Raw genomic sequence first — 22524 nt, 5'->3', positions numbered from 1 at the left:
TAAATAAATCAAAAGATAATATTTTCCATTCATATTATAAAAGGTTAGTTTTTGATCAACGAGGACTTGTAACCAATTTATTTGATTTATTATTAGATTTTAAAACTATGTTAGCAGCTTATAATTTAGTCAAGTTTGCTGACAATATTTCTAGAATTGATCTTTTATTGTTGCAAAACAAATTGAAGAAAGGTAAATATTGCCCCAAGGTAGGTCTTGTCAGTGAGGAAGATAAAATTGTACAAATGGCTTTGCGTTTGATTTTAGAACCTTTGTGGGAACCAATCTTTTCGTCTGCTTCGTATGGGAGTAGGATACGTTGTTGGCCACCCCAAGCGATAGATATTTTGAAAACTAATCTTGCAAAAAATAAAAGACATGGGTTAGTGATTAATTTTAAACCTTGGATACACAGTTTAGATAATAATAATATTTTAAAATACTTTCATCAAAAGATAAACGATCCTTGTCTTATTTATCTTTTGATGAAAATTTTGCATTTTAAAAAGAAATTTTATAATAATTTGTTATTTGCTTTTTTAATAAATATATTAATCCATTATTTTGACGAGGATCTTCATCAAAAGATACCAAATCTTTTCTATGTACGTTCTGGATATGAAGCTGTCATTTTAACTTCTGCAGATCAATGGATAAAGCTAAAACCATTGGTGATCGAAAAACTTTCCCAATTTAGAGAGCTAGATTATAAAGGAGTTGATTTTCCATCAATAAAAAATGATAAAATAAGTCATAAATTTAAACAGCAATATAATGGTTCATTTTTATTTGCAGACATCAATATAACTTCTGTTTATAAAGCCAAATATGATGAATATCATGTTTTAATTACACCAGCAACACAAACACTTTTTTTACAAAAACTACGTTTATTTTTTCTTAAAAATAAAAAAGTGCCTGTATCTTATCTTATAAAAAAGCTCAATCATCATTTGCGTGTTTTTGTGGACTACTTTAGAATGTGTAACGCCAATCCTTGCTTCAGCTATATTGCTTATTTTGTTGAACAAAAATTACGTAAACATCTTAATAATATATATGACAAATATGCTGCTAAAAAACTTACATCAAAAAAGTATTTATATCAAACATTAGGATTATACAATGATTATCAAATTAGGCATACATCTTATATTAAGCTGCCTAATTACCATCTGATGGTAAAATTAGAAAACGCATTTTTATATTTATATGAGTAGTTAATATATTTTTTAATAAATAACTGTACTTGCCAAAAAAAATATGCCATAATGTTTTATTTTCTAAAATTAACTTAAAAATTTTATTATAATCTAAGTTTTAATATTATTTTTTTAAACAAAAGATCGTTTTTATTTTTAGATTAATTTAGCAGCCGTATGTTTAATTAATCTAAAAAATAATTTATATATTTATATTATTATAATAAATTTAATTATATTTATAAATGTTCAAAAAACAAACCTAAACGTTTTAGGTTTGTTACCATATTTATCCTTTTTAATTTTATTGGCAGATTTAGGCTACCTCTTTAAATTGATAACAGGAGTACCTTAGTGCTACTCTCAATACTTTTTTGTCACGTGATAAAATAAGCTTCACAGATATAGTAGTAATATTTAAATATGATATCTTTCAAGGATGGAATGAATATATCAATCATATCTTCTATTCTATTAGCTTCTTTTTTAGCCTGATATTTACGTAATCTCTTTAGGAGATTACCATTACATGTATCTATATAATACATTGCTACAAAAATTTTTAAAATTAAGTAGCTATCTAAAGCTTTTATGGATCTGACTTGGTATCCTTGTAAAAAAAAGATAATTTTTAGCTGTTCTAAAATATGTTTCGATTTCCTATCTTTTCGAATAATAATTTAGAATTTCTTCATTACTTAGCTCCATATCTGTGCAAATAAAAGCTTTTGCTTTAGATATATCTTGACCTTCCTTAACGCAAATAAGGAAAAACGCATTGTCGATAAAATTAAGGTTACCTTCATATCTGTAAACGCGATATATTTTTTTTTTAATGGTAACAACTTTTATATTTGTATTTTTTATAAACTTTAAAAATATTTTGATTGGATTTTTAATGCCTAAAGGACAAATAACAATATCGATTTTTAATTCACCTATAAAATGAAATACTTTTTTTAAGCTTGTTTCGATGATCTTTTTTGAAATATACCAAGAATCTACGCAAACATATGCTTTATGATCTGGGCGCACTAGATATGATATAGCAAGCAGTATCCATTTTATTGATTTCTGTTTTATTAGCACGTTTAACTTCTATAGAATAGCTTAAAAAATTTGTATGTAACATATTTTGAATAATAGAATGACCATATACACTTCTTTTATCTAGATTAGAATAATGATAACCCGCTTCTTTTATAGGGTATTCAGCTGATGATGATGGCTTTGTCTTATGGCATAGAGGGCTGGTCCAGAATTATTAATATAGCCGATTAGTAATTTTTTAATTTAAACACTATTTAAAATGGTTTATTGAATAAGCTCACAGTATCATCAATGATTATAAATTAAGGTTTATTTTTGCTCTTAGCTTGACGGATAAAATCTTCATAAGAAACATTTTTTATGGCTACATTAAGTGTTTTTTCATCCCATTGTGTTTTATTTGAACATTTACATTTTACACAGGGTATAGAGGAATTTCTATTTTTGTTTTTAAAATCTTAAAATCTTAAAATCTTAAAATCTTAAAATCTAATATATTGCAAACTTTGGAAATACAATAACATTTTATTTTTTTATTAAAAATTTACATTTTTTTCTTTGGTGCATGTACAGTTAAGGATAAATGATTATTTAGATTTAATTATCAAAATACCTATATTGAGCTTGGTTACAAACCGATATAAAGGGATTTTAAGAATCTAATATAATGTCTAAAATCTATTATAGAATATTTTTGTGTTTATATTCTATTTCGATATTAATATATATAATAAAATCACACAATTGTATTGATATATTGTTTTTTCTATCGTAATTTAAACTTATTATATAAATGGATAGACCGATTCATTACTATAATTTTATTTATATAAATAAAATTATAGTAATATTTTTTGTTATTTTCTAGTTTTTTCTATTGTAATTTTAGGACAATCCTGTTGACGAAGATTATTTTTTATGGTATTGTAACAATAAATCAATTTTTTATATATACTTTTTGATATATAAGGGGATAGTTTGATAAAATCAATTTATTATGAAATTTATTTTTTCTGCTATTTTAATAAAAGCTTTTTTATATAAATTTTAATTTAATATATTTACATTAGTTTCATATTTCTTGTTTTGTGATCTATATATATTTTTTAACACGTTTTGCGGAAATTATTTTTATATAAAAATTTATTACTCTTATACATAGGTTGCTATAGTATTAAAGATAAGAAAAAATAGCACGCATATTCAATAAAGTTTTAATTTATTGAATTATTATAATGGGGCATTTCGCCTGTTGTCAGCAATTTATCTGATAATTAATTCATCGATAGAAGATTAAATAATAGAAGAATCACAGGGGACATTATTATTAGCCAGATTATCTAAGGTAAAGAATTAAAATTATCTATAAAAATATTTATTTATCCGATATTGATATTTCTTTTAGAAAAATCATCAGATCATTTTCCGGCTTCTAATCAGTAACCGTCATCTGATGTTAAATTTTTAAATGATTTTTTATAATAATTTTTTGGTTCTGATAGTAATAATGATTTGATAAGATTATTGAAAGATATATGTTCATTAGTATTTTTTTGGTGAAAAGATTTCGGGGTATAGATTTACATTATTTATTGACAAACTTTATTTTTTGTATTAAAAACCAATTATAATAATAATTAACTATAATTTTAAAATTAATTATGATTATTCAAATTTATATATTATATAATTTTTTTATTAAATCTATATGATAAGATCTCATGTGATTTTCCTATAACCAGACTTTTATCTTAGGAAAAAAAATAATTTCAAATCATTTTTTTTGGTTTTGATACGTATATATTTTACAAAGTTTGCGTTTATATGGTTTTTTAGTTTTGGTGCGCAAGTAAATTTTATTTCATTTAAAATTATTTTCATTTAATTTATATTTAAAAATTAAGATAATATTATTCAAATTATTATTTTTTTATTATTTAATCCCTCATTAACCCAAATATATAGGAGAATATTAATTTATGTCAATATTTTATTTAAAAAAATCAGAAAAATTATTTTTAACATTGGTTTTATTTACATCTCATTTATTTTTTTCAGATAGTTTTATAGGGATTAGTACATCTTTTGCGAATGATGTAGGGGATATGAGTGAGGATGATTTGATAGATAGTAGTATTCATTTAATATCATCTTCAGATAATAAATTTAACATTAGTAAAATTAATGATACAAAGATTGAACCATTGATATCCTCAATGATGAGTTATAGTAAGGAAAAAGTTGATGAAAATCAGAATACGGATGTGTTAACAGAAAAACCATATATTATTTCCGAATCGGAACCTAATGGTTATATTAGGGCTAAACGAGGTTTAGCTGATCATAAGAGTTTTAAGCGCCCTATTATATTACCCAAAGGGGTTAGTAATGGTGAGGAAGAAACAGGTGTTATAAAAACTGATGAATCATTAGATAAATTAGATTCTAAATTTTTAACAAAAGATAGTAAGGAAATGGTTGATGATTATAAGCGCTTATCTAATTTAAATTTTGCAGTTCCTGGAGATATTTTTAAAGATTGGGAAGATATTGCATTTCGTGTTATAAAGCCAATTAATGAGATATATAGGTATATATCTGGGCATATTATAGAAAATCAGTTTCTATCACCAGATTATGATAAATTTTCAAAAGATATAGGGGCTATTTTAGATAAATTAGAATATTTCGAAGATAGCAAATATGAATTTGGCAATATCAATTTGAATAATTTACCTTATACAAATGACGATTTTGGGATATTAGAGGAAGCTCGCAAGTTTGTTTTAGAAGATATTTTTGTGCTTATTTTTAATCATTTTAAAAAAGATGGTTTTAATTTTGAACAAGCTAAATTTAAGCAGATAATTTTATCTGAGGATGGATCAACAGTATTGGAGGAAGCTACTTCTGAGAAGAATGATTTATATGATAATAAAAGAGAACTTTATAATTATATAGGCGAATATTTAAATGAATATTCCGAAGAAACAAAAGAATACTATGATAGTTTTAATTGGCAGTTACCGCTTATGCAGAATAAACATTTTACAGAAGATTATCAGAAACTTTTGAAACAAAGATTACATAACATGACCATAGCTCTAGATGAACAAAAGAAACAAGGATTTATATCTACTGAAGAATATACTATTATGCAAGATAGTCTAAATTCTCTAAATTCAAATATTTCTGTAGCAGAAAGAACAAGTGTTTTTATGAGTTATTTGCATTCATCTTCATATACACCTGTGAAAAATTCAGATGAATACAATAAAAAGATCTATAAGGCAAATTCTTCGTTGTCTAAGATAAGTTATCATATAGGTAATAATATTAGGTCAGCATTTTTAGATAAATTATTAGTTTTTTTGAAAGATAAGTTTGGACAGGATCATTTTTTTATTGGATTCAAAGAGGAATTGGCACATCTTTTAGCGCGTGATTTTGCTGAAGCAAAAGTTAGAATTTCTGATCGGATAGAGTTTTTTAGTAAGTTAGCTGCTGATAATTTGATCGAATATTCGGATGATTCCGAAGATGATTCTTTAGGTAAATCAGGTTATACGATAATTGAACATACACAATTTTACGAAGAATTTCGACATTTAGTTAATAATGCTGAAGAATTGAAAGGTTTTTTGGATGAATTTTATAACATAGGTGCTAAACGTGGTAATGATCGTGATGCCGAAATGTATGATAAAAGGAGACCTTTGGCAAAAGAGATATGGAAATTTATTTATGATAAGGTTAGTCCAAAATATAAGTTATATATAGATCCTATTTTACAACCTAATCCAAAAAACAGGAATCCCGAGATTGAAATAGCTATTGATCCATCAACAAAGAAACTTATTAGTAATGAAGATGAATTGATCTATCTTTTAGGTTATAAGCGAGATGATTTTAAGAAACGAATTTCTGATATCATACGTGGATCTTTGTTAGGTATTTATAGTGATTTCTTTTATCTTAATATTAATTATGCTGATTATATTTTAGAAGAAAAGATGAAATCAAGTATACCGTCTTTTTTTGAAATATTACAGGAAAAGATAAAAAATGGACTATTTTGGGATTCTCTTACAAGTATTTTTATGAATATGCCTATACCTACTAAGATTACATCTAATATTAAGAGCAATATTTTCAAGAAAGCACAAGTGGGAATTGCTGTTGCGGATCATTATAAAGATCAGATATGGCCTAAAATGTCTAAGACATTAAAACCATGGGTTATACCAAATCATATGAAAAAATTGAATAAAGAAGATGTATTGTCAGAGATTTCGCTGACGCGGCCTAATAGATGTAAAAGGGGAGCTGAAGATTTATGTTATCCATCATCATCGATAAAAAGAAAAAGTTCACAGTCAGAAGATACGTCAGCGTACTTAGAAAAGAATTTAGTTAAATATAATATTAATAAAATCAATATGTATAGAAATGATTTAGAAATACAAAAAGAAAAGATTTCTAAAGTTACAGATATGGTTATGAAAGAAGAAATAAAATTCCAGGAACATAAAATGCATTCACCAAATATTTTGATTAAGCCAAAAGCGGAATTTTTGCAGATAATTTATCAAAAAGCTAAGGAAGAATATATTGCGATAAAGAGGCATATTTATTATCTTGAAAGGCATTTATCTTTAGAAAAAGAAGAATCTGAAGGTTTAATGGCTAAGCAAATATTTTCAAGTTTGCATACAGAAATTTCAAATTATCACAGCTATATCCAAAATAATATACATATATTTTTAGTAAAAATTAATCTATTATCAAGGAGATATATTAGACCAATCAATTCAATTTCATATTTTAATCATCGTATGCGATACTTATCACAACTACCACGTACTAAGGGTATTTTAAAAGACATTTATTCTGCGAATGCAAAATATAAAAATATTGAGTCCCAGTTTTTGGTAATGAATAATGATCTTATTTTGACCTTGACAAAAAAATCAAAAGAAATAGAAACAAATTTAGGGGTATATGAAGGGGTGAAGAAAGAATATGAAAAATTTGAACTGCTATATAGATCTGCTAGTGATACTTTAAATAATATGATAAAATCATTAAAAAAAGAAACAAAGGATTTTAGATCAGTTTTAAATGTGATATACGTGGATTTTTATCAAGGATTTATTAAAGATTTATTTTTGCTTAATCGACATTTTCATAGCATTCAAAGAGAATGGGATGATTTTTCACTCAAATATCATTATTTACAAAGAGGTATATCTTTAGAATCTTCGTCAAGTTCTGAACCACCATTAAAAAAAGCAGCAACAACTCCATCATCCGGACAAACAAGACCTACATTAGAAGCAGAACCATCGACATCCCAAGCTTTAATAGCTCCATCATCAGAACAAACGAGTATATTAGAAGCAGTATCATCAACATCTCAAGCAGAAACATTACAAACAAAAACTACATTAGAACCAGAATCATCACAGACAACTTCATCTTTATATTCTGGCAAGGGGGGTAATTCTAAATCGAGACCGTATCAGATAATGGAAGGAGTAGAGGTTACTGCTGATCAAGCTAAATTTTTTATGAAAGCAAATTTAGATAAATGGAACAATTCGCTCAGATCAGAAATGGATTTTCTATTTCAATCCTCCAATAATCAATCGACGGTAGTTCGTAGATATATTGATGATTTTCGTCAAGCTTTATCAAAGTTTTCTGAGTTTAATATGAGTTTATTACGTAATGGTGATTTTGAAGATAAAAACAAACTTATTATACCATTAGCTAAGAATCTTTCTGAGTCATTAAAACTCGCTACTGGATATATTTCTCGTGATGAATTTATAATTAAAAATTTAGATTCGATTGATTATATGAATTCATATATTATTCATATAAGGCGCGAACTAGCAAGAAACAATCTATTTAAAGAATTAAATCAATTTCTATATAATTTTTTCGGCTTTATTATTAATAAAAAAATAGATTATGTTAAATCAAAATCTAAGCATTTTTATAACCGTGAACAAACCAGAGTTTTAATTGAAGAGTGGAATGTTTTTAAACATGAATTTATTAGACGATTTAACTTCCATTTAGATTTAGCTATGAAATTAGATAAAAATATAATTTTTTTTCATGAAGATTTAACGAGATTTATTTTAATAGTTGAAAAAATAAAGCTTAAATCAGAAGATTTAATAAAATTATCACAAAAAGTATTGAGCGATGTTAAAGATATTCAATCTAATTATTCTAGAGGATTAGACGTTATTGAATCTAAATATGATATTAATAATTCTTTTAAAGATACAGAAAATATATTACTTAAATTGTCTTCAATACCAGATTTAGAACCTTTATAAAAAATTAAGCATACCTCAAAAAACAACAATGGAATTTAATATTGGTATTTTTTGAGGTATTATATTTCAATTCAAGAATATAAACATATTTTTTTTGATAAAATTTTAAATTACATAAATAACAATTATTTGCATTAATTTTCTTATCTTAAGTTCGAGGATAAGTCCAATATATTATGGAATTGTCCAAAAATATTCTATGAGTTGTTTATCATTCACATCGCCTAAAACAAAGAGATGATCGGTAATAATATTAACGGTCATCTCTTTGAAACCATGCTTAGGTACGCTTATTAGAATTTAATTGTTTCTAAACTCAACAATGGAAAATTTAACTTATTTATAAAATACTTTCTATAAAAACCTTAGCTTTTTTATACTTTAATACTATTTATGGAATTTAAACACAAAAACAGTCATTATCATAGCTTTTAGTACTTTTGATTAGGTTCTTAAACTATCTTTGGTTCTTGGGAAAGTTCGACGAATTATAAATCAATATATTCATAATATTGTTATTTTTTTAGTTAATTTTTGTTTTTAGATATATGTTGTTTATGATGATATATGTATACGATTAAAAAATAAGAATTAATATAAATTTTCTCAAAAATCACCGCGTATGTACGTAATATAGGTTTTGCCAAAAGTCTAATATCGTTTTAGTGGTCGGTTTTGGTTTATTGTGCTATATTATTTGGTTCATTCCTTCATGGGGATTTTTTTTTATGATAAGATGTTTGATGGATTCGCGTTTTTTCATATTTTCAACCAGATGGAAGGGGTATATTTAATTGACAAAATTTGGACTTTGGTATCATGAATTTCATAATAAACATTTTGGATCACTGTATAGTGTTGAGGAGATTTTGGAACAAACACAAACTCCTTATCAATATTTGGAAATTATTCGGACGAAGCATTTTGGTAAGGCTATGCTTTTAGATGGTTTGTGGATGCTTTCTGAATTTGATGAGTTTGTTTACCATGAAATGATCACGCATATTGCTATGTTTACACATCCTAATCCTAAACGTGTTTTAGTAGTAGGTGGTGGTGATGGGGGTGTAGTACGTGAGGTATTGCGTCATAAGACGGTTGAAGAAGTTGTGTTAGCAGAAATTGATGAAGCGGTTATTGAGAGTTCACGACGCCATTTTCCTTATTTAGCAAGCAGTTTAGATGATCCACGTTGTCGTGTTTGTATTGGTGATGGTTTTTTGCATGTTAAGGAGAATAAGGAAGCGTATGATGTAATCATTGTTGATTCTACAGATGATAGTGTAGAAGATGCGCCTAGTTTAACCTTATTTACCAAAGATTTTTATCAAAATATTGCTGATGCTCTACATAATGATGGTATCATGGTCGCACAAACAGATTCACCTTGGTTGATCAATCGTTTAAATACATGTTCGCGGGTACGAAACTATCTTCGACCTTTATTTAAGTATAGCCAGATTTATTTAGCTATGACACCGCTCTATCCTTGTGGAGTTTGGAGTTTTGCCATTGGTTCAAAAAAATATGATCCTTTAGCTCTGCATGAGCAACGTTTGTTAAATTGGTCTACAAGATATTATACACCAGAGATTCACCGAGCTGCTTTTGCTATACCGCCTTGTATGTTAGCAGAAGAAAATATAAAGTCTGATAGTAAAAAGTAGCAATAAAAAATTAAAATTAATAAATAAAAAATGAGGAGATCTCATTGTCAAACATTGTTGTTGTTGGATTGCCGATGGATGCCACTGTATCATATCGAGGTGGTGCGCGAGAGGGACCTCAAGCTGTTTGGCGTTCCTTAGACGCTATAGAGGAATATAGTCCATATTTAAAAAAACAATTGCAAGATATTGTTTATGAAAATGCTGGCGATCTTGCTTTACCTTTTGGTAATGTAGAGCGATGCTTGTCTATGATTCATAGGTTTGCTGAGGAAAAATTAGCTCATAAGAATTGGCTTTTTTCAATCGGGGGAGAGCATTTGGTGAGTTTACCATTGATAGAAGCGTTCTATCATGCTTATCCTGATTTAATTGTGCTTCAACTTGATGCGCATGCTGATTTATGTGACAAATATATGGATGAAACTTTATCGCACGCGACGGTAATGCGTAGAGTTGTGGAGAAGATTGGTCCTACAAATTTGTATCAATTTGGTATTCGTTCTTTTACATTGGAAGAAGAAATCTACGCTAAGAAGTCACATATTAAGCAATATCCTTTATTAGGTCAAAAGACAGTTGATGAATTAATGGATGAATTTTTTGCTCAATTACCCGTAGGTCGACCTATTTATTTAACATTGGATATTGATGTTTTAGACCCTGCTTTTGTGGCAGGTACAGGTACACCCGAACCGGGGGGTTTGACGATTAACGAGCTTTTGCGTTTTTTGCATCGTTTAGCAAGAAGTAATCATTTTTTCATAGGAGCTGATTTAGTGGAAATAGCTCCTTCATTAGATGTTACAAGACAAACGGAAGTTTTAGCTGCTAAAATATTTCGAGAAATGATCCTGGGACTTCCTGGAAAGGGATGAATATGTGGAACATAGTGCTTTAGCGATTAAAGATATTGCTGAGGCAATTGAAGATATATTAAAGAAAATGGATATTAATGATGTTAAGGTTGTATTTGAGCGTCCTAAAGATGCTAATCATGGTCATTTATCCACTTCAATTGCTTTACAATTAGCAAAGCAACTTAAAATGAAACCTTTAATGATTGCGCAAGATTTGATTGAAAAATTAGCTCATAAGATTAAATTTTGCCATTTTTCTATCGCAGGTCCTGGTTTTATCAATATGCGCTTTGCTAAAGAAGCATTGTTGCAAGTTATTACTAAGATTCAACAAGAAGGGGACCGATATGGTCATTCTGATATAGGGCATGGTCAGAGGATTTTATTAGAATTTTGCAGTGCTAATCCTACGGGTAAGCTTCACCTTGGACATGCTCGAGGGGCAGCTGTAGGAGATTCTTTAGCTCGTATTTTACGTGCTGTTGGTTATGATGTATCGACAGAGTATTACGTGAATGATGCTGGTAATCAGATTGATCTTTTATCTAAATCACTTTTATATCATTACAAAAGAGCTTGTGGTGAAGATCCTGAAATCGTCGAAGGTGGTTACCTTGGACCGGATGTACAGGAAGCTGCTTTAACACTTTTTCATGATCAAGGGAATGCATTACTTTTCAAGCCTTATAGGGAACAGCTTGCTCTTTTACAATCATTTGGTTGCGATTATTTTTTGCAAGCGATTAAAGATGATTTAAAAGCGTATCGTGTGCATTTAGATAATTTTTATAAAGAAAGTTCATTAGCAGAAAGAATTACTCAAACATTACAACATCTTGAGTTAGTTGGATATTTAGAAGATAAAGAGGGTGCTAAATGGTTTAAGTCTTCGCTTTTAGGTGATAGTAAGGATCGTGTGTTGATTAAGAAAGATGGTTCTCATACATATTTGTTACCGGATATGGCTTATCACCATGATAAATTACAGCGCTCTTTTACCAAATTAATTAATATTTTTGGTAGTGATCACCATGGTTATTTAAAAAGACTACATGCTTCGTTGTTAGCATTTGGGCATCCTGTAAGCAAATTAGAATTTTTACTGACACAAATGGTACGTTTGTTTCGTGGTACAGAGCCTGTTAAATTATCCAAACGTCAAGGCAATACTTTTCCTTTAAGAGACCTTTTAAACGAAATTGGTGTTGATGCGGCTCGTTTTTTCTTTATTTGGCGAAATCCATCAGCTCATTTGGATCTAGATTTAAATCTTGCTTGCGCTAAAACACAAGAAAATCCCGTTTATTATTTGCAATATGCGCATGCGCGTATTTGCAGTTTACAAAGAGAAGTAGCAAAAGAGCTAGAAAAATACACGCATAAAATTACACAAGAGATTTTAAACCAGCTCGATGATTCGCTTGAAGAAGATTTGATGCTCGAATTAGCCTTTTTTGGTGAAGAAATAGCAGAAGCAGCACGTTTACGTGCACCACAGCGAATAGCGGTTTATCTTCAAGGATTAGCTAATTTATTGCATCGTTACTATGGTAAAGCGCGTGTCATAGGTGAAAATACAGATATAGCCTGTGCAAGATTGTCTCTATATATGGTTGTTGGACAAGTATTACGCAATGGATTATCGTTACTTGGTGTAAATGCACCGGAAAAGATGTAAATCTAATAGAATCAAAATATTTTTTGTGTGATTTTTTATCAATTATTAATAATTGATAAAACAAGCATAAAAAAGCAATAAAAAAATTCAATATCATTCAAAAATATAAAATTATTTTATGCAGATTAATTTTAACAGATTAATTTTAACAGATTAATTTTAAATTCAAATTTTATTTTCATTAGAATAGCATATATTATTATTTAATATTTTCATAACAGCAACCTATAATCTATATTAAAAAAATCAGTATTAAAAAAAATCAGTATTAAAAAAAATCAGTATTAAAAAAAATCAGTATTAAAAAAAATCAGTATTAAAAAAAATCAGTATTAAAAAAAATCAGTATTAAAAAAAATCAGAACATATGTATTTTTTATTACATGGTTCTGATTTTTTCTTTTATTATTTTTTAATATTTAAAATAAATAGTTAATAAATTAGTTTTTTATATGATTTATTAACTATTTATTTATTATAACATTTTTAATTTATTTTATACTGATGAAATTATATTTATTAATTATGCACTCACTAATTAATAAATAATAGTTATATTTTATTTATTAATTAGTGCCAAGTATATTTTATTAATTAGTGCCAAAGTATGGATTTTGTAAACTTATCTATTATTACCATTATTTAATAATAAAAAATGCTATATTTTATTGATAAATTGGTATTATTATGATAATTTTTTATATTAATGTATATGCAAAAAACAAAAAAGAAAAAATATAAATAATTAATAAAAAAATATAAAATTTTATTGTATTTTCAAAGTTTACAATATATTATATTTTAAGATTTTACAAAAAAAAAATAGACATTCCTAAAGACACTGTGTAAAATGTAAGCGTTATCACAAATACAAAACCTGTTTTTAATCATCTTTTACATATTATGAATGGTATGTTGTCTCAAAAATTTAACGTAATTTTGTCCTATATTCATAAAAATAGCTTTTATAATAGGTGTTGCCAAACAATTAGTCATATGATGACTAATTTTAAATGGTATTAAAAAAGACTTATTAAAGCGATAAAAGATATTTCTTTCAAAGAAAGTATGCAGAAAGCTAAGATAGGAAATCAACCTTACTTTCTGATAATTGACGATACAGGACTTATACAGAAATATTAATATAGCTGATTAGTAATGATGTAATTTAATGAACAAAAATAGCAATTATCATAGCTTTTTGTTCATTAAATTAGGTTCTTAAACACTCTTTAACATGGGTTATTGTACAAGCTCACAGTATGTCAAAAGACACAAAGTCATTATCATTAGCTAAACATGCTGTACAAGGCTCAGGTTCCCATTATTCTAATCTAGATAAAAGAAGTTTATAGGGTCATTCTATTATTAATTTTATATTAAATAAAGATGTTTGAAGCTATCCTATTAGAAGTCAAACGTGCGTTATAAAGAAGAAAGCAGAATTGTTGCGTCTTGAGATACTATAGTTATTTTACCAATTTTGGATACAAAAGAATATGTTTTAACACATTATTGTTATACTTCAAAAGAGATAATCTAAATAAGCTTAACAAAAGGCCTTCATTTTATTGATTCATTAAAAACAGCTATTATTATTTATCCTTTAGATGTGAAAAAATCAATTAAAAAATTTGCAAAGTATATAAAAAACAAAGATAAAGAAATATTTTTTAAAAATTATTGCTATGGTTAAAGAGGATGATATGATGAATAAAGTTCAAAAATTATGTGCGTTGTTATTTTTAAATTTTATATCTATCAATGTAGGATTAAGTTTCAAATCAGATGAAATTTCTGATATTGCAGATATTAATAAAAAGACTTTTTTATCAAGTGATTTAGCTTTTTTTATTGATGATAATACGGAATTTTATAATCCTGATTTAGAGTTATATGAAAAAATTTTATCTCTTCTTTATGAAGAAGGTCCTTTGGTACAGAAATATTATAAAGCTCAAAATTTGAGTCCACCTCCTTTGATTGATAATTATCATAGTTCAGAAGATATTTTATTAGAATTAAATTTTATTCAGTTAATAGCCGAAAAAATGAATGCAGATATTTTATCGAAAAACCTATTATTGTTAAATAATATTAAGGATAAAATTATGACGGAAGGTAAATATGAAGTTACTGATTTTTCTAAGATATCTGTTTTTATTCAACAATTACAGGCATCAGCGCTATTTGATTTAAAGTTATATATTAATGCATTAGATGATAACATTTTTTTTGTTGATCATACTTTACAGAGATTTTTAGGCCAAAATATTTCTTATGGTAAGCAGTTTTTTGAAAATGCCATAGAAAGTATAGAAATGTCTAAGCATGAGTTGGTTAAAAAATTTGCTTTGTTTTTTCATGAACAAGATTCATTGATTAGGAATTATTATGAGATTTTAGATTTTGAGACCCCTAAGCCTTTGGAATCTAATATAGATGATTATAAAACTGATTTTGTTGAGAATAGTAAATATATTCTACAAAAGATACATGATATATGTGCGATAGCATTTAAAATTAGAAATTCCATTTTAGAGAAAAACCAACAAGCTATATTTGATATTCAGCAAAAAATTTCTAAATATAATAAATATGAAGCTGAGGATGCTGCTAAAATAGAGTCTTTAAAGATTTCTTTAAAAAAAGCGGCAATTTCAGATATAGATGAATCGTTTTATAGGAATAAAGTTTTTGTGCCGATTAATGGGATGATATTATCACCTATAAATATGGATAAATTAAAGCTACTTTTAGGCCAGAATCTTAAACATGCAAAACAGATAGTTCAAGATGCAATAAAATTAGCTTCGGTTCAAGATAGAGAATTTTATAAAAAAATATCCTTTTTTTTCGATGAAAATAATCCTATTTTTCATAATTATTATTCATCTTTGCGGTTGAAATCACCTAAGCTATATATGATAAAAGACCCTAATGGTCTTTTGGCACAAATTCAAACTATTTCATTAGATGTATTGAATATAAATGAAGATCTTTTTTCAGAATATAGGCTAGATTTACAGGCAATTAAAGATAAAATACTTAAATATAATAAATATGATTCGGATGATTTGGCTAAAATAGACGAATTGATTCATTATATACAAGAAATAGCTCTTTTAAATATATACACGTCTGATAAAAATGTTTTGCGTGTATTTGATGGTTTGCAGGTTTTAAAAATTAATAAATCTAAATTAAAGAAACTTTTAGGCAAAAATTTTGAACATGGAAAACAACTCATTCAAAAAGAGATTGAAAATACATCTAATAAAGGAATTTCTACTAAAATCTTATTGTTTTTCAGTAAGTATCGTTTTTTATTTGAGAGTTATTACTTAATTTCTGATATTGAATTACCTCCTTTTGTTAATGGAAAAATTATTTCACGTGATTTTAATCAGAAAATTATAGATAAATTTACAGCGGTTAAGTCTGCTTTGGCTAAAATAAATAAACCTATTAAAAATGAATTAGAAGTTATATTAGATAATACAATTAACAAGATAAAAAAATTTAATGTCTATGGCGAAGAAGAATATAATAAAATTTTCCAAAAATTATTAAGATTAAAAGAAATTGTTTTTTTTGATCTTCAACAATGTATTTTTGAACTAGATGATTTGCGTTTTATTAACAATGATGAATTACACCAACTCTTGGGTCGGTATAAACATGAGGGGCAACAAAATGTTATTAATGCTATACATAACCTCCCCGATGAGGACCTTTATGGAAAATCAACGCATAAGTTAAAGTTATTTTATAAAAATTTACTGACAGCTATATCGAATAATCATCATTTTATAACTAATTTTTATTCATTACGTGACCTTAATAAAGAAATTCCTGATATTATTGACCATGAAATTTTAAATCATAAGGATTATGTATTCATAAAAGATGAAATGGAAAATAAGTTGGCAACGATACAGGATTTTGCCCTCAGTAACGGTTTGGTTATTAATCAATTTGAAATGCGTGTATTAAAAGATATTATTCATAGATTGATGTTTGATGATAAATATGGACCTGAAGATAAATTCCAAGTAGAACAATTTGTTTATAATTTACAGAAAAAAGCTCTTGTTACCTTACAAGAATATTTAAATCCATGGAAACAATTATTGGGTAAAAATTTAAAAGACGCTAAACTTAGGTTTAAAGATTTTTTATTAAAAGGCAACAGTTATTGATTTATTATATTTAAATATTATTTTTAAAGATAAATCTTTTTTATATTTTTTAAAAGATATTATGATCATATTTTGGTCACTTGTAATATATATAAAGAAAAAATTATCACTATTAATTTGATTTATGATTATATTTAAATATATTAACATATATTTTTGTGCTGAGTTCTCTAGTGTAGATAAACCAAATAAAATATATAAAAACTTATTAGATAATATCAATTTATATATAATTTCAGAACCTTATTATAGGCAGAATTTCTGAAAAAATTAAAATTTTATTTTTTCAACAGACAAGAATTGCTCAAAAATATTACAATAAAAATGTAACAATTATTAGAATATGAATAAATTAAATAATATTTTGTATTAAATGTCTGTAAAAACAGAATAAACAATAGAATACATAAATTATTTAATAAAATATGTAGATGATTACAATGAAAATTTTTTTCGCTTATGGATTTGTCAATAAATACTAATAATCCGTACTAATCGGATATATTAGTATTTATTGTTAATTTTAAAACTTTGTAAAAAATCTTAAAATTAACAATAAATATGCCTTTCATATATTTTTTAAGACTTGTAAATACTAATATTGCAAGTATTTATATTTTAATACTTTCTTATTAAAATAAATATTTTTTATTAATAGTTCTAAATTTATACCAAAAATAAGTTCTTATAAAATTATCTTTTTCTAATATTTTTAGATTTTAATATAAATATATAAATATATAAATATATAAATATATAAATATATCAAAAAAGATTAAAATTTTATATTTTAATCTTTTTTGATATATATTACTATAGAATTTGATATTTAAAATAGAGGATTAAACATATATGAGCTTGTCAAATAAACCATGTTAAATAGTGTTTAAGACTCTAATTCAATGCACAAAAAACTATGATAATGGCTATTTTGGTGTTTAAATTACACCATTACTAATCGGCTATATTAATATTTCTGGACAAGTTCTATTTATAAATCTAAAGTTAAATACTTAAAGGAAGTAATTTAAATAATTTAACTCAAGAACATAATCAAAAAAGTTCTCGTAAAAGATCATTGGTAGAAAGAGGTATAGGTTGGTTAAAAATATTTAAGATTATTTCTCATATATGTCGTAATAAGACTAAAAAATTCCTATAAAAATTTGATTTAATATGTGCCATGTTCAATGCACACTTAGCTTTAGGCAAATTCCAAAAAGTTAAAGAAGATAAAAAAGCAAGCTAAATTGTAAAATTAAAAATTATGATAATTTGTATATGTATTAGTTGGGTACTTTAATAGAATTTCATTGTTTATAAATACAAAAATATCAAATTAAACCTATCAATAAAATTACTAAAGTAAAAATCTTCATTTTTGTATATTTTAACACTATAGGTGGGATTTAAATAAAAATAGTTATTATCATAGCTTTTAGTACTTTTGATTAGGCTCTTAAACACACGTAGCATTGATTTTCGGCCTAGTTCAAGGTAATTACGTTATTTCTTTTGGAGCAATAATGCAATTCACAAGATTTAAATTGTTCGAATGTTTTGATAGGTAACAAAATGTATAAAAAAATTAAAGATAATACAAAAAAGTAGCAAGTACGCCACTGTATTATCCCAAAATTTGATTTGCAGATCTTTAATCTTAAAAACAAGAATGTTGCAAAAAAAGCTGTCATCTGAGAAATATATCTTAACAGTATCGGATCAAAATACGTGAAAAGATGTTATCGGTGATTCGTATAAAAAACTTTTTATTGATCATGATTTTGCTTTGGATGTATTTAGTATTGATGTAAATAGCGACCTTTTAGAGGATTTCAAATAATCAATTAAAGAAAAATGGAAGAAGAAATTACAAGATCTTAATTCTATCAATGATGATGATGTTGTTGAAGATATAGAACAAAAAAGACCTTCTTTTCAAATTGATAGCTTAGATTTCTGGCAAGATTTTTTGCAATTTATTAGTAAACCAGAAAATATAAATTGTTCTTCAAAAGCTTAACGGAGAATCAATTGTTTATGATAGGTGTTTTTTTAGTTCTTTTGCTAAAAAATTTGCAAGACCAAATTACAATAAATATAGAAAAATAATTAACAGTTTTTTGAACAAAGAAAGTTTAGAGCAATGCAAACAAAAAATTATAGGAGAAATATCTAAGCTTAAGTTATTGCAAAATCATAAATTAAAATCCGAAGTATGACCTAAAATTGAAGGAAGATATAGTCATCTGCTTGATTATTATACTAAGTTAAACAAGCTAATTTCATCTCCACATATGATCAATTATGATAATGATGATATGGTTTCAAATAAAATCTTATATAAAATAAAAGATAAAATTGATAGTATATTGATAGTATGAGGAAACTTCTTAAAACAAATCAAGGCTACTCAGATCATATAGAAAAACTACGTTTGATTATTAGTAAAATAGATGAAGAACAAATATATACAAAAGATGATCATCAAAAAGTACTTTTAATTCATAAATTAACGGATCAAAAAATTCTTGATGAGGTAGAAACATATGTGACTGTAAATAAAGACGACCGCAAGGGTTTTTTAGATGATAAATTATTAAGTGGTGAGATGTCTAAGATACTTGGAGAAAAGATGATAAATTATTAAGTGGTGAGATGTCTAAGATACTTGGAGAAAATCAGAGTTTCTAGCAAAGCATAGAAAATGTTGGTGATTTTGAATTTTTGCATCTCTTTTTAAGTTTTTTAAATAATCCCGATCCAGACATAATTAATCTATTAAAAAAACCAAATAGGATTGATTATCTAGATCAAATTGTCATTTTATTTCGTAGTTTTTTAGAAACAAGTCATAAGATTCAAAATAATGATTTAGTTGATTATAGGCGTATATTAGAAGATCTACTCAATTCAGGAAAGACAATTGATGATATAATTCAAAACACAAAACAAATCATAGAAAATTTCGATATTGCAAACAATATTCCAAACCAATCATTTAACAATGAATCTGTTATAAGTGCGATGAAAGATTTCTTTGAAGCATATGATTTCGTTTATAACAAAGGTAGTAATATGATTTGGCAAAAATTCATATCTTTCTTGATGAAAAAATTAAATATTGATGTTGTTTACAGAACAAAAATCAGCTATATTTGGCAGAGAAAATATAGCAGTCAATTTGATGAGGTTTTATCAAAGCCAAAAGATAAATTTAGAAAAACAATTCAAAAAATCTTAAAGGACTTTCGGATAACTAATAAAATTACGAATATAGATGATACCAAAGTTTTATTTCAAATGTTGCATTTTTTTACTTATATTAGGATATCTTTAACAAAAATATCAATCCATGATCAGAAATTAGATGATAAATTTAGTTTCAATAAATGTGCATACGGTGCATGTCCTAACATTTAATTCTATGATTATAAAAATCAATTACATTTAAACGTAACAATGTAAGAGATTTGGTTCATAATTTGGAATTAAATATAGCTATAGAGTTATTGTTTGATGAATTTATCTTAATTTTGATGAATAATCTAAACATTTATTATAGTAGTAGCTATCAATTTGACACAAAAATCATTATGCATAAAAGATATTTTGATCAATTCAAGAAATATTTGCTCACTATTTTTAAGGTAAAAAAGAGAATAAATTAAGTATTAAGGATTTGGACTATTATTGGGATTTTAAAGTAATCAAAGATATTTCATATGAAATCAAAAATAATATTCAAATAATTTATTTAAATGAAAATAAATTTAGGGATGAAATCCAAAACTTTATAGATTCAGATTTTTATAACTATCATGATGAAAATATTTGGGACAAATTTATTATATTTTTAGAAAAAAATATAATTTGTCTTTGCTTTACAAATATGAAAGCATAATTTATACCAAAGATAATGCGTTATGGCGTAATAGTAATGAGAAGAAAGAAATACAACAAATATATATGGTCTAGAAGAAGATGAGATAACAGACTTTGTATCTAAAGATATAAAAAAGGCATTTAAAGACCATTTAGATAGTCATAAAAAAATATTTGATGAATTTATAAAAAAGAAACAAAGTTCTAAAAATAAATCTGGGATAGTTCATATATCAGATAAAGTTAATGAAACTTTTGAAGATACAAAAAAGCTTTTCTTTGATATAGCTAATTATTTTAAACATTATATATCTAATATATCCGAATGATGAAATTACTGAAAAATATAAGGATATAATTAGAAATATACTGCATAATTTTCTGAATTAAAATTTTATAGATAATAAATATTTATTGAATTCTTTGATAGGTTATCTAAATAGATACCATAAAGTTGTTTCTGTTAGGGAATTAGAGAAAATATTAGGTATTGATAATTTAGAAAAAACGCTTGCCAGGTTTGAAAATGAGTTTCAAAACATATTGATGACCGATATTTATTCCGCCTACATGAATTTATCACAAATATTAAATAAAAATAATAATAATGATGCTAAGCATAAGAATGGGAAAATAAATTTATATGATAAATAGCGATATAAATAATAATGATGATTATCAGAAAGAAAGAGCGAATTTATTTCAAAAAACAGACCTAAAATCGCTTTTATAGCCAGAAGAATTTATAAAGTTTGCAGAGGTCTTTGATTATATTGTTTTGAATACGAAACAACCTTTTGTTTACATACAAAGAATTATAAAAAAACTCTATCATGATAAAAAACAGGAGTTTTTGAAATATTTACTATCTTTCGTTTCGTTAAATCATCTTATAAAAGTAGAAAAAGACTTGAAAATAAATGAATAAGATATTGAACAAGACTTAAAAACAGAAAATGATAAACAAATTTCTAATAAAGAAGATGAGAATCCATGGAAAACATTTTTTAAACTAAATGAAGAAAGTAAAATTAAGCCCGGAAAAATATTTTTGGATTTTTTATTGGAACAAATTCCTATGTCTTCAATAATACAAGGTATTTTAACAATCGTAAACACCAGCAAAAATATTGAAAATATCAATAAAAAAGACCAATAAATGCAAAAAAATTCTATTCTTTAATTTAAAAATTAAATAAAGATCTAGAAAATGTACCTGTGCATTTATACAATTATATTTGTTCTGAGTTCTCTATATTTGGAGATACACCAAATAAAATATATAAAATTTTATTATATAATATTAATTTCTATATAAATTTAGACCCTGATTATAGGCGGCATAACCGAGAAAATTTAAAATCTTATTTTTTCAAAAGACAAGAATTACTAGAAAATATCACACATGGAAAAATTTCACAACTACCAGAATATGAAAAGGATAAATTAAATAATATTTCGGATGCAATGGCTTGAAATACAGAACAATCAATAGAATACATAAATTATTTAATAAAATATGTAGATGATTATAACGAAAAATTTTTTTCTACTATAAAAGAACAAGAAAAAGATTCCATTAATGATATAAATCAAATTATATCGATGGTTGAAAATACAAGAAAAG

11 protein-coding genes are annotated in these 22524 nt (G+C 25.8%); 9 read left to right on the top strand and 2 right to left on the bottom strand.

Annotation, left to right across the window (positions count from 1 at the left end; all coding sequences use genetic code 11):
* Positions 1-107: 107 nt before the first annotated feature.
* Positions 108-1220, top strand: a complete 1113-nt coding sequence (locus VS182_RS06205) for a group II intron maturase-specific domain-containing protein (protein ID WP_479484293.1) — start codon at positions 108-110, stop codon at positions 1218-1220.
* Between the two features lie 359 nt (positions 1221-1579).
* On the opposite strand, the gene VS182_RS06200 is transcribed toward VS182_RS06205, so the two are convergent.
* Positions 1580-1750, bottom strand: a complete 171-nt coding sequence (locus VS182_RS06200; RefSeq protein WP_479488608.1) for a hypothetical protein — start codon at positions 1748-1750, stop codon at positions 1580-1582.
* A gap of 112 nt (positions 1751-1862) precedes the next feature.
* Entirely contained in the window at positions 1863-2237 is a 375-nt protein-coding gene (locus tag VS182_RS06195) for a hypothetical protein (protein WP_479492496.1), read from the bottom strand.
* 1994 nt (positions 2238-4231) lie between these two features.
* Here VS182_RS06195 and VS182_RS06190 point away from each other — a divergent pair.
* From VS182_RS06190 to VS182_RS06155, 8 genes are all read left to right on the top strand, one after another.
* Positions 4232-8605: a hypothetical protein gene (locus tag VS182_RS06190; RefSeq protein WP_479492495.1), complete on the top strand. Its 4374-nt coding sequence runs from the start codon at positions 4232-4234 to the stop codon at positions 8603-8605.
* 794 nt (positions 8606-9399) lie between these two features.
* Positions 9400-10272, top strand: coding sequence for a polyamine aminopropyltransferase (speE, locus tag VS182_RS06185; protein WP_479484171.1), 873 nt, complete (start codon positions 9400-9402; stop codon positions 10270-10272).
* Positions 10273-10316: 44 nt separating this feature from the next.
* The gene (gene speB / locus VS182_RS06180) at positions 10317-11150 is read left to right on the top strand and encodes an agmatinase (RefSeq protein WP_479484172.1); all 834 of its coding nucleotides are present in this window, start codon (positions 10317-10319) and stop codon (positions 11148-11150) included.
* Positions 11151-11154: 4 nt separating this feature from the next.
* The gene (argS, locus tag VS182_RS06175; RefSeq protein ID WP_479492494.1) at positions 11155-12810 is read left to right on the top strand and encodes an arginine--tRNA ligase; all 1656 of its coding nucleotides are present in this window, start codon (positions 11155-11157) and stop codon (positions 12808-12810) included.
* 1709 nt (positions 12811-14519) lie between these two features.
* Entirely contained in the window at positions 14520-17012 is a 2493-nt protein-coding gene (locus VS182_RS06170) for a hypothetical protein (RefSeq protein WP_479489020.1), read from the top strand.
* A gap of 2380 nt (positions 17013-19392) precedes the next feature.
* Positions 19393-19662: a hypothetical protein gene (locus VS182_RS06165; RefSeq protein ID WP_479492493.1), complete on the top strand. Its 270-nt coding sequence runs from the start codon at positions 19393-19395 to the stop codon at positions 19660-19662.
* Positions 19663-19739: 77 nt separating this feature from the next.
* Positions 19740-20435: a hypothetical protein gene (locus tag VS182_RS06160; RefSeq protein ID WP_479484176.1), complete on the top strand. Its 696-nt coding sequence runs from the start codon at positions 19740-19742 to the stop codon at positions 20433-20435.
* An 876-nt stretch (positions 20436-21311) separates the two neighbouring features.
* Positions 21312-21551 (top strand): hypothetical protein, encoded by a 240-nt coding sequence (locus tag VS182_RS06155; protein WP_479492492.1) that lies wholly within the window; start codon positions 21312-21314, stop codon positions 21549-21551.
* Positions 21552-22524 lie beyond the last annotated feature (973 nt).

The sequence above is a fragment of the Pasteuria ramosa genome (genome assembly GCF_056496785.1).
Note: the sequence above shows the minus strand (reverse complement) of the source record. Positions and strands in the feature narration are given on the sequence as shown.